We start from the raw sequence: 12,213 nt of genomic DNA, 5'->3' as shown, positions 1-12,213 counted from the left end.
TAGTTTAGGCTATTTTTTAGTATTTAAAATATATGATTTTCCGTTATTAGAGAGAATTAAATAGTCCTCATCATTTAGTCTTACAATTTTTCTTCCCATAAATTTTGTAGGTAATTGCAAGGCACTTTTTTGATATATATCATTATCAGTAAAAGATAAAACGCCTCCTGAATTTGACTTGTTTTGTCCTAGCTCCGTTACAAATCCATCAAAATTTCCAGTATAAATAATTTCACCATTATTTATATAAATATCTTCTATGGTACTTAATTGAGCTTCTTTTGCTAACGCTTTTTGAGTGAATTTACTTCCATCATTTAGATATAACATAGAACGTAATTCATAAATAAATTTAGTTTCCAGAATAGATTTTTTATCTTTTAAATTTAGATCTTCAATAGATGTTACTTTCGAAAATGCTGAATATTTTAAAAACTGTTTTTTTAATTTAGGTATTTGTTGTACCAATTTATCTTTTGATGCAAAAGGAACATCTATACCAAAATAATTATAAAAAATAATTTGGTCTAATTTATTGTTTCCATCAAAATCATCTAAATACATTTTTACAGGATTATCTTGAGAAGCTGTCCATTTAAAGTTGGTTCCTGTATTTCCTCCTAATATATCTAAAAACCCATCTTTATTAATATCTGTTATTTTAATAACATTCCACATTCCATTGGTTTTATCCAATCCCATTATTTTGGTTTTGTTTTCAAACTTTCCTTCTTTTGTATAAGAGAAAACAGTTATTGGCATCCAATCTCCAGCAACTATTAATTCAATTTCTCCATCATTTTCTAAATCTGCCCATTGGCTATCGGTTACCATTCCAAAACGAGTCTTTACTTCAATTTCAAAATTGTTATTTCCTGTATTTTTCAAAATAAAACTAAATGGTGATAAACCATAAGCTCCAGGAATAGACCTATTTCCAATAAACAAATCTTCAAATCCATCTTTATTAAAATCAAAAGATGAAACCGATCCTCCATTTGTAGCTAATAATTTTGCATCTAATTTTGTAAAATTACCTTTTCCATCATTTATATACACACGATCTTCTAACATTGGGTTGCCTTCTTTATAGTCATTTCCGCCACTTAAAGCATAAATGTCTAAATCATTATCGGCATCAATATCAAAAGCAATTGCGTCTACATCTTCATATATTTTGTCTTTTTCAAAAACAGCATTGTTTTGAACTCTATATTTTCCCTCTTTAGTTTGAAAATATAAAACAGGTTTTTGATTTCTTGCCCCACCAATAAACAGGTCTTTTAAACCATCTGCATTAAAATCTGCTTGAACAACAGAAGGACCTTCTGTAGATAGTTTTTCTGGCATTAATGCTTCTCTTTCATAATCTAAAAAACCATTTTCTATATGTTTATAAGAAAATTCAGTATGTGTGTCTGTTGCTGATTTTTCAAAAATATGTTTAGAAGTTTTTCCTTTTTTAATGGTTATTTCTTTACTAGAAGAAATTTCTTTTTGAAGCGTTTCTGAACCATCATTCCAAACAATTTTTATAGAATCTACAGATGTTAAATTACCTAATCCAAAATGCACTTTTCTAGTAGAACTAGATAAAAATCCTCTAACTGTAGTTTGTTCTTTATAAAAACATTTGTGACCAGCATAGAGAAATACTTTTGTACCGTTTGTATTTAGGTTGTTCTCTTTTTCTAATAAATTTATAGTAACATAATTAGTTGCTGTTGTTTTATTTTCTAGTAAAGTTGCTTTTTCATTCAAATTATTTACTACAATATCTAAATCGCCATCTAAATCTAAATCAGAATAAGCAGCACCATTAGAATACGTCGTTTTTTTCTTAGAATTGATCTCTTTTTTTGTAAAATCTAGATTGTCATTATTCTGAAATAACACATTAGCCAACGCTAAAGTAGGCATGGTTTCAATCAATTTTTTTTCTAAAGTATCTTGCTCATTAGTAGTGTATTTTGCAAAATCTACATTGCTTATGTAGTTTACATAATCTAAATCATTTGGTCTTTTGTAAATTCCGTTTGTAATATAAATATCTTGTAACCCATCATTATTATAATCTAATAATAGAGGAGACCAACTCCAATCTGTTGCGTGAACGCCAGAATATAAAGCCACATCAGAAAAATGAGCTCCTTTATTTATTTGTAAATGATTTCTAGCATATTGCTGTTGAAAGCCAAAAGTTTTTTTGATTTCATTAATCTTATCAGAATCTTCTCCACCAGATTTCAGAAATACTTCTGATTTATAAGGCATCATATCTAAAGTAATTAAATCTAATTTTTTATCATTATTAACGTCTGCAACATCAACTCCCATAGTAAATCTAGAAGTACTTGTAAAGTAATCTGCAGTAGATTCTGTAAAAGTTTTGTTTCCATTATTAATGTATAAATAATCGTTTTCATGAAAATCATTACCCACATAAATATCCATTAATCCATCATTATTAAAATCTGAAGTTGCAATTGCCAATCCGTATCCTAATGCACTATTATAAATTCCTGCTTTTTTAGTAACATCTATAAATTTAATAGCACCTTTTTCAGTAGTGTTTTCAAATAATAGATCACCAGCCAATACATCTGATTTTTCTCTTAATTTAGCATTTCCATAAGAGTAGGTAGAGTGTACAGAATGGTTTAATAGATACATATCCATATCTCCATCTTGGTCATAATCAAAAAAAGAAGCCTGTGTAGAAAAACCAGAAAAGTCCAATCCATACTTTTTTGCTTCTTCTGTAAAAGTGGTATCTCCGTTATTTATATACAACTCATTTGTTGCTTTTAAAGTCTTGTAATTACCTACTTTACAAACATAAATATCTAAAAAACCATCATTATTAATATCTACCATGGTAACACCTGTAGACCAAGTGCTGTCTTGACTTATGTTACCTGTTAATGAAATATCTTTAAACTTTAAATTTCCTTGATTAAGATATAATTTATCTGGTTTTTGATTTGCAGTCAAATAAATATCGTCTAATCCGTCATTATTAATATCACCTAAAGCAACACCACCACCATTATAATAATACAAGTATTCAATAATATTTAAGTCTCCTTTTTCTATTAAATCATTTGAAAAATGAATGCCAGAAACTTCAGAAGCTACTTCAGTAAATAGTTCTTTTTCGATGCTTTCTTTTCCTGTTTTATCTTTGGTACAACCAATTATAATAAGAGAAAATAAAATTATTCTTTTTATCATATTAATATTTGTAAACTTCTAATGAATCGTTATTTTTTGTGATAAAAACTTTGTTGTTCAATACCTTAATATCTCGTATTTGCCCTTTAATTTTTAATCCTTTTCCAGTTTGATGAAACTTGAATTGATGATTACCTAAGTTTTCTAAGTAGTTTCCAAAAGAAGCATCATATTTTCCAAACTCAGGTTTTACGCCATTTAAATTTCCGCCTAAAAGAAGGTCTTGATCACCATCTTTGTCAAAATCTGCTGTAGCAATTGCATATACTGGTGAAAACTGTGTTTCTGTAGGTAGTTCTTGAATTTTAAATTTAAAACCTCCTTGATTGATAAGTAATATCGAGCTTAATGTATTTACTTCTAAAACGGTACTTTCTTTAAGTTGTTCTTCTGTAAAAATATCTTCAATTGTTGCTGATTTAAAAGATTCATAATCAGGGAATTTTTTACTTAAATATTTTAATTGATCTGACAAATCATGACGTAAGGCATATGGATACTCTTTTCCATTTTCTGCCGTAAAAGAAAGAATTGGATCTAAAAATCTATTGTTGTCAAAATCGTTTAGGATTAATTTTATAGGATGTTTCACACTGGCTTTAAATCTACTATTTAAGCCATGGTTACCTAGAATTAAGTCTAAATCTCCATCATTATCCAAGTCGCTTTTTTCAATCGTTTTAAACCAACCTTTTACTTGGGATAATGGACTGTCTTTTAATTTTTGGAAACTTCCTTTTTTATTTTCAAAAACTTCAATTCCCATAAACTCTCCAACAATCACCAAATCTTCATATCCATTTTTATTAATGTCTATAAAAATAGCATCCGTAATCATACCTAAGTTTTTAAATTGAGGTGCTAAACTTTCAGTTTTTTCTGTAAAATTTCCTTTTCCATCATTGATTAATAAAAACCCTGAACCTGGAAGGCCATAAGAGTTAGGAATAGCTCTTTCTCCTACAAATAGATCTAAATCGTTATCATTATCAATGTCAGCAGCAATCACTGTACTTGTGCTATGAAATTTAGTAGCACTTGGTAATTTTTGATTGGATATTGAGAAATTTCCTTTCCCATCATTTAGGTATAATTTATCTAAATAATTGGCACTGTATTTAGAGGTTTCTATACTACCACTGCATACATATAAATCTAAATCTCCATCGCCATCTGCGTCAAAAAAGAGACTTTCTGTATCTTCTGCAGATTTTTGTTTATCAAAAATTGATGTTTTACTTTGTGTAAAAGAATCATTATTCTGCAGAAATAATGAAGCTATATTGTTTTTAGATCCACCAATAAAAATAGCTTGTTTTCCATCATTATTAATATCTGCTATTGCCATTTTTGGTCCTTCTGTACTTCTCATAAATGGCAACAAACGATCTACATTAAAATCACTATAATTATTTTCTTTATGTACAAATTGAAGTGTAGTTTTGTCTTTAATAAAGAGTTCTTTGTTCTTTTTTTTGTCTTTATTTAAAACAGCTACAGCATCTTTTTCAAATAATGTTAAGGTTTTATTTACTTCAATATTTTCTAATTGAGTTCTTTTACCAGAAGGCCATGTTACTGTTAAATTAACATTTTCTTTATTTTTAAAGCCAAAGTTTGGTCTATTATCCATAGAAGATTGAAAACCTCTAACGGGTTGTTGTTCTAAATAATAGTTACCAGATTTTGTTGCTAATTTTATTTTTGCTCCAATAGCATTTTTATTAGCTCCATCACCATTTAAAATAAGCTTTACATAATTAGTTTTCTTTGTGTCTAAATTGTTTTTATAAACAAATAATGGCATGTTTACATTGTTTACCACCAAGTCCATATCCCCATCATTATCTAAATCTCCGTAAGCAGCACCGTTAGAAAATCCCTCTGTATTTAGTCCATTATTTTCACGTTCAAATGCGAGATTTCCTTTATTAATATAGGCATGGTTTTTTACTTTATTAGAAGGAATAATGTCAATCAATTTTTTGTAGTCTACTTTATTATCTTTTACTAAAGACTGTAATACTTCTTCATTAGAAACATAGCGTAAATAATCTTGATTTGTTAAATCTTTATAAATACCATTGGCTATAAATAAATCTTTAGATCCATCATTATTCATATCAAAAAACAATGCTCCCCAACTCCAATCTGAAGCTTCTACACCACTAAATCTTCCCACTTCACTAAAGGTTTCGTCACTGTTATTTAACTGTAACATATTTCGAGTAAACTGGTGGTAGTAATCATTTTTAAGATTGTATTGGTATTTATTCCAATCTTCAAAAGTGGTTACCGTTTTTAACCTTTCATACTCACTAGGTAACATTTCAGTTACAAAAATATCAGTAAAACCATCGTTATTAATATCTGCTGCATCGGCTCCCATAGAAGCTCCACTAATAGAACTAATAGCGCTAGTTAATTGCTCTTTAAAGGTGCCGTTTTGTTGATTAATATAAAGGTAATCTCTTTCAAAAAAATCATTAGATACATAAATATCTTCCCAACCATCATTATTTAAATCACTTACAGTAACTCCTAAACCAAACCCAATAATACTTCCATAAATGCCTGCTTTCTCGCTAACATCTACAAAATGATTATTGACATTTTCAAACAATTTATCGCCACCTAAAACATCTCGATTTGGTCGTTCGTTTTTGGTAAGGTTAAAGCTACCAATAGCTTGATAAGAATTATTTAATAAATACACGTCTAAATCTCCATCTTTATCATAATCAAAAAAAGAAGCATGTGTAGAAAACCCTAAATCTGCTAACCCATATTCAGCTGCTTTTTCTAAAAAAGTTCCATCTCCATTATTAATAAACAATTCATTTTGTTTGTTATCACCTGCTACATCACCAGAATTACAAACATAAATATCTATAAAGCCATCTGCATTAATATCTACCATAGAAACTCCTGTAGACCATGCTTTTGTTCCACCAACGTTTGCTTTTTTAGTAATATCTTCAAACTTAAAATTACCTTTATTTAAAAATAATTTATTTTCTTTTAAGTTCGCTGTGAGATAAATGTCTTGTAATCCGTCATTATTTACATCACCAATTGCAACACCACCACCGTTATAAAAATTACGATAACGATAGACATTAAAAATATCTGTAGAGGTTAAATCGTTACTAAAATTAATGTTTGTTGTTTCTGAAGATAAAAGCTCAAACTGCGTTTTATTTTCTTCTGTTTTGCCACAAGACAATACAAAAACTATCAAAAAAACACTGTAAAATTGTTTCATTTTCTCTCTATTTTTTAATCAACTAAGGTGTTGTATTTGTATTCTAAATTTTCTATTAAGACAGAAACATTTCTGTTTGACTCTTTTTTGATTTGGATTTGCCTATTTCCATCTATTTTTACGTCAATTCCATCTTTCATTTTCATAAATGAATTTCCAGGGTACCATTTCAATAAGCTATCTTTTAGTACCGGAAGTAAAGCATCTGCCAATAAATCCTTGTTCCAAGGCGCCCAAGCTGAGTATGAAAATTTCATGTCCATCGCTGTTATTTTATCACTAGAATCAAACCTAGCATAAAACAACATTTTTATTGTTTTTAATTTGTCAACACTGTCTTTAGGTACCAAGTATTTCTTGACATAATTATTGTTTTCTCCATGAGTTGCGATTCCTTTTTTATTCAAATCCCAGCAAATTTCATAAAACTCTTTTCTTGTATTCCCAAATCTGAGGGTGTTAAAAAGGGTGTCATTTTTTACATTACTGGCTAATTCTTTTTTCACTAATTTTGAATAGTCTGATTGACAGGAGTATATAAATAGAATTCCAATAAGGAAACTTCCTTTCATTAATTTATTGTATTTCATAAAACTGTAAGCTTTCATTATTTATCGTTGCTAATACGTGTTTTTTATGGTTGATTTCACCTTTCCAAAAATCTCTAATTTGTCCCTGTATTTCTAAAGTACGTATTTTATTAAAAATATTTTTATCTCCAGAACCGTATAATAACCATCCCTTTGAAGCATCTTGCCTCCCGAATTGGGGTTTTACAAGGTATTGATTTCCTCCAAATAAAATATCTAAGTTTCCATCATTATTAACGTCTATGGTTTCAATGGCTGCAACGTTTGAATACTGAATTTTGTTTGGAAATCTTAAGGGTGAAAATAGCGTTTCATTATTTACAAAAAGTGTTGTTGCAACTGTTTTTATTTCTAGTATTGTTGCATTTTGAAGTTGTTCTTTTGAAAAAATAGACTCCATCGTTGCATTTTCATATTCTTTATAATAGAGTAGTTGGTGTTTTAAACTGGCAATTTGTCCAATCAATTCATCCCTATCTACAATTGGGTAATAGGCATCTCCTTTTTTATAACAAATAATAGCTTCTACCGTCCCATTTTTATCAAAATCTGAAACATACATTCTCATTCCTTTTTCAAAAAGGGTGTTTTCTCCTTTGTTCCCTGCAATGATATCCAAATCACCATCGGCATCAATGTCTACAATTTTTATCGTTTTCCAAAAGCCATTCGAATTTTCCAACCCAAACTCTTTGGTTGCGTTTATTAATTTTCCGTCAGTTATCTTAAAAACACTAATCGGCATCCATTCACCTGCAACCACCAATTCTTTTACTCCGTCATTGTTAAGGTCTTCCCATGTGGCATCTGTAATTAAGCCAATATTTTTGAGTGCCTTTTGTGATGAGAACTTATACTTGTTATTTCCTTTATTTTCTAATAAATATCCGTGTACAGGAATTCCGTAGGTAGCTAGTTTAAAACGTTCACCTATAAAAATATCCTGATCTCCATCATGGTCAAAATCATAGACTGCTACTGCAGATGAGCTCATAGGAGTTTTAAAAGGCAATGGAGTTTTACTCACTGTAAAATTTCCAGTACCATCATTTAAATACAATCTATCGTGTAAAGAAAAGTCATATTTAGAAAATGATTTTCCACCACTGGTAATATACAAGTCTAAATCACCATCATTGTCACTATCAAAAAAAACAGCATCGGTGTCTTCGGAAGAAGAATGTATCGCAAAAGGTTTTTTAACAGCCTCGTACGTTTCATTCGATTTTGAAAGAAATAAAGTTCCCGTTTGTCCTTTAGCCCCACCAATATAAAAATCTGAAGCTCCATCATTATTAACATCTGCACTTGCAATATGTGGGCCTTCATTATTGTACATTTCGGGTAACAATTGCTCTCGATTAAAATCTATCGCTTTGTTTTCCTTGTGCTTATATACAAAAAGGTTTTCAACAAGTTTTAAATCTTCTTTCTTCGTTAAGACTTCTTGAGGTTTGTTTTTAAGACCTTTTCCTGAAGGTTTAAAGGTGTAGCTCGTATTTGTTTTTAGTTCTTTATAAACATCCGTAATGCCATCGTTCCATGTAATTTTTAAACTATCAATACGATCACAATTACCCAAACCAAAGGTAAGGTTGGTAGACACAGAGCTTTGAAATCCTCTAGAAGGGTAGTTTTCTAGAACGCTATATTTATTTTTCTGATAAAACACTTCTGCTTTTGCACCAATTGCATGTGTATTTTTAAAATTTTCTTTTAATTGAAGTGTAATGCTTTTATGTGATGCACTATCTATGGTATTTTCATACATAAAGGCGGGCATGTTTACATTGTTAATCACCAAATCTAAATCGCCGTCATTGTCTAAATCGCCATAAGCACTTCCATTGCTAAAACTCGGTTGTTGAAGTCCCCAGTTTTGTGTTTGATCTTTAAATTGAAAATTCCCTTCGTTCTTATAGATCGCATTTGCAACTGGATTGGAAGGCATTTTATCAATTAATTTCTTCATGACTTGTTTGTCATTTTGAATCATTTCTTTTATTTGCTCCCTGTTTGCCATATAGGTCAAATAGTCTCTGTCTAGTAAGTCTTTATAAATACCATTGCTAATAAAAATGTCTTTAAGGCCATCGTTATCGGCATCAAATAATAAGGTAGACCAACTCCATTCGGAAGCGTGTACATTAGAGAAACGACTTATTTCCATAAAGGTGTCATTGCCCATATTTTGGTGCAATGCATTTCTTGAAAATTGGTAATGATAGCCATTTTTGACGCTCATATCATGTTTTGTCCAAGATTCAAAGAGTGTTTTTGTACGTTGTCTTTGGATTGTTTTTGGTAACATTTCGGTTACCATAATATCGGTTTTAGAATCGTTATTTAAATCTGCGGCATCTACGCCCATAGAGCCCATAGAAATCGATTCAAATTGTGCTGTTAATTTTTCTTTAAAAGTTCCGTCTTGTTGATTGATGTATAAGTAGTCTCTTTCAAAAAAATCATTGGAAACAAAAATATCGGGCCATGTATCGTTATTATAATCGCTTACGGTAATCCCTAAGCCAAACCCGATTGCACTGGAGTATATATTCGCTTCTTTGGTAATGTCTACAAAAAAGTTATTATCATTTCGTAAAAACTTATTTCCTTTATCGGTCGCTTTATCTCGTTGATCTTTGATCAAATCATAGTTTCCAACGGAACGAATGGAATTGCTTAAGAGGTAGCAATCTAAATCTCCATCTTTATCATAATCAAAAAAAGTAGCATGAACGCCTAAACCGGTAATGTCTAAGCCATATTTTTTTGATTGTTCTGTAAAGGTTAAATCACCGTTATTAATAAAGAGTTGATTGTGTCTATTTTCTGTTTTTGGAGGACCCGCTTGACACACATAAATATCTAAAAAACCATCGTGGTTAATGTCTACAAAAGTGACTCCCGAAGACCAGATGTCTTTACAAGCAACCTGTGCTTTTTTTGTAATATTTTCAAATTCCCAATTTCCTTTATTAAGGTACAATTGATTATCTACTAAGTTGCCACTGAAGTAGAGGTCTAATAAACCATCGTTGTTAATATCACCTATGGCAACTCCACCACCATTATAAAAGTTTTTATAGGTATATGGATTTAGTTGTTCTGTTTCTTTTAATGTGTTTGAAAAAGTAATTCCAATATTATTTTTTAAAACAAAAAGAGGTTTTGAGTTTTCTTCATTTTTACAAGAAAAACAAAGTAGTAATAGAAAGACACAATATGTTGTTTTTAAGTCCATAAGAAAGGTTTACAAAACCATTTTGTTCATTAAAAATTTTGTTGATTTTTTGTCTTCAAATCTTGTTTATGAGAAAAAATTAACTTTCAGTTTACTTAGCAAATTACACCAACTATTCTTAGGGGTAATGTTTCAAATATATAAAAAAAAGCCTTTATATTAAAGATAAAATAGCTGCTTTTGATTATAGAATATTTTTTGATTTAAAATTAAAAAGCGGATTACCAAGTGGTAATCCGCTTTAAAATCAAATAATTATTTTTTATAAGTACTAGTACCCAGGATTCTGAGTTAAAGTACCACCACTTCCGTCAATTTGTGCTTGTGGAATAGGGAACATAGTTTTGTGTGCATCACTATTTGTTTTTTCCCACCATGAGCTACCCCATTTACCAAAACGAATTAAATCTTGTCTACGCGTTACTTCCATAAACATTTCTCTACCTCTTTCAGCTAAAAAGCTATCTGCAGTTACACTTCCCATTGCTGGTAAACCTGCTCTTGCTCTAATCGTGTTTACATCAGTAGCAGCTAAACTCCAGTCTCCTGCAGCTCTTGCTTTTGCTTCAGCACGTATTAAATACAAATCTCCTAAACGGATGATTGGATAATCATTATCCATTTCAGCACGTTGTCCTTGTCTAGAGCTAAATTTCCCTAAACGTGCACCACCTTCTCTAGATGCATTTGGCTCTAATTCGTCGATGAATGGAGTTAAAATTAATTCCAATTCAGAAGACTCCGCATAATCTACAATAGCAGATCCTGAATAATCAAATTGTTGTCCAACAATAAAATTGGCAGCTTTACGCTTATCTGCAGATTCATAAGAATTGTAAAATTCTTCTAAAGCAGAATATCCATTCCAAGGTTGGTCAGCTAAATTCCAAGTAAATTGACTTGCATAGTGCAAAGACATTTGAGCAAAATTCATTCCTCCACCTTCAACATTATCATAAGCAATCGACCAAATAATTTCAGGATTGTTTTGATTGTTTGGTGCAAAAACTGCTGCATACCCTTCTAAAGTTTCTGGATCAGAGTCTACAGCGGGTCTTTTACCTTCATTAGGTACAGAACAACCTACACCACATAATGTATATCCACCATTATCAATTACATATCCAGCAGCAATTTCAGCTTCTACATTCATAGCAATACCTGTATACACTTCTGCATTCAAATATAATTTAGATAACAAACCTAAAGCAGCAAATTGATTAATTCTGTATGCAGCATTTGCAGTTCCTAAAGGGCTCGTTGTTAAATCCATCCCTACAGATACATTTGCAACACCTAAAGAAGCTAATAATTCACTTTCAACAAAGTTAAAAAGCTCAGCTCTTGTAGATTGTGCTGGGTTTCCACCTGCTTCCGTTAAAATCTTCACTCTACCATACATGTCTAACAAACGGTAATAGAAAAATGCTCTTAAGGCCTTTACTTGTGCCATTTGATTTGCATCTAAACCTCCATTAGCGATTGTAGTATTACAAGCACCAATAGCATCGTATTGTTGTCCCCATGCTCCATTTAAAGGATCATTTGTAGAAGTGTATGTATGTCTGTGCATATCTAACCAGATACCACCATCATACCAGTCACCACCTTTTTGTGTAATTGCCATTTCATCAGAAGAAACTGATTGAACTGACCAATATCCACCATGACTTGCAGAACCAGAACTTCTTAATGCATTAAAAGCAGAACTAAGAGGATCTGAAGGACCTGCGCCTCCACCATCAAAATTTCCAAAACTTGGCTCTTCTCCGTTAAACTGAGAAGTAGTATCACCTACCAAGATTTCATCTAAGTTTGTACATGCACTTATTGTTAATAGTGCAAAACAAATTGTAAATAATTTATAAGTATATTTCATT

General features: G+C 30.8%; 5 protein-coding genes. All 5 read right to left on the bottom strand.

Annotation, left to right across the window (positions count from 1 at the left end):
• Window positions 1-9: 9 nt before the first annotated feature.
• The 5 genes from BTO04_RS09500 to BTO04_RS09480 all read right to left on the bottom strand — a co-directional run bounded on the left by BTO04_RS09500 (window position 10) and on the right by BTO04_RS09480 (window position 12,212).
• On the bottom strand, window positions 10-3,234 hold the full coding sequence (locus BTO04_RS09500) for a VCBS repeat-containing protein (RefSeq protein ID WP_087564267.1): 3,225 nt from the start codon (window positions 3,232-3,234) through the stop codon (window positions 10-12).
• Window position 3,235: 1 nt separating this feature from the next.
• Window positions 3,236-6,499 (bottom strand): CRTAC1 family protein, encoded by a 3,264-nt coding sequence (locus tag BTO04_RS09495; RefSeq protein WP_087564266.1) that lies wholly within the window; start codon window positions 6,497-6,499, stop codon window positions 3,236-3,238.
• Between the two features lie 14 nt (window positions 6,500-6,513).
• Window positions 6,514-7,089, bottom strand: a complete 576-nt coding sequence (locus BTO04_RS09490) for a hypothetical protein (protein WP_087565379.1) — start codon at window positions 7,087-7,089, stop codon at window positions 6,514-6,516.
• On the bottom strand, window positions 7,076-10,333 hold the full coding sequence (locus BTO04_RS09485) for a VCBS repeat-containing protein (protein WP_087564265.1): 3,258 nt from the start codon (window positions 10,331-10,333) through the stop codon (window positions 7,076-7,078). The genes BTO04_RS09490 and BTO04_RS09485 overlap by 14 nt, the downstream gene beginning before the upstream one ends.
• Window positions 10,334-10,604: 271 nt before the next feature.
• Window positions 10,605-12,212, bottom strand: a complete 1,608-nt coding sequence (locus BTO04_RS09480) for a RagB/SusD family nutrient uptake outer membrane protein (protein ID WP_087564264.1) — start codon at window positions 12,210-12,212, stop codon at window positions 10,605-10,607.
• Window position 12,213: the final 1 nt, after the last annotated feature.

Origin of the sequence: Polaribacter sp. SA4-10, from assembly GCF_002163835.1 — a bacterium.
Lineage (GTDB): Bacteria > Bacteroidota > Bacteroidia > Flavobacteriales > Flavobacteriaceae > Polaribacter.
This window is presented reverse-complemented; position numbering and strand designations above follow the sequence as displayed.

What these genes read in the sequence shown, in the direction of transcription:
- BTO04_RS09490 (WP_087565379.1), bottom strand. Translation starts at nt 7,089, where the DNA reads ATGAAATACAATAAATTAATGAAAGGAAGTTTCCTTATTGGAATTCTA.
- BTO04_RS09485 (WP_087564265.1), bottom strand. Translation starts at nt 10,333, where the DNA reads ATGGACTTAAAAACAACATATTGTGTCTTTCTATTACTACTTTGTTTT.
- BTO04_RS09495 (WP_087564266.1), bottom strand. Translation starts at nt 6,499, where the DNA reads ATGAAACAATTTTACAGTGTTTTTTTGATAGTTTTTGTATTGTCTTGT.
- BTO04_RS09480 (WP_087564264.1), bottom strand. Translation starts at nt 12,212, where the DNA reads ATGAAATATACTTATAAATTATTTACAATTTGTTTTGCACTATTAACA.
- BTO04_RS09500 (WP_087564267.1), bottom strand. Translation starts at nt 3,234, where the DNA reads ATGATAAAAAGAATAATTTTATTTTCTCTTATTATAATTGGTTGTACC.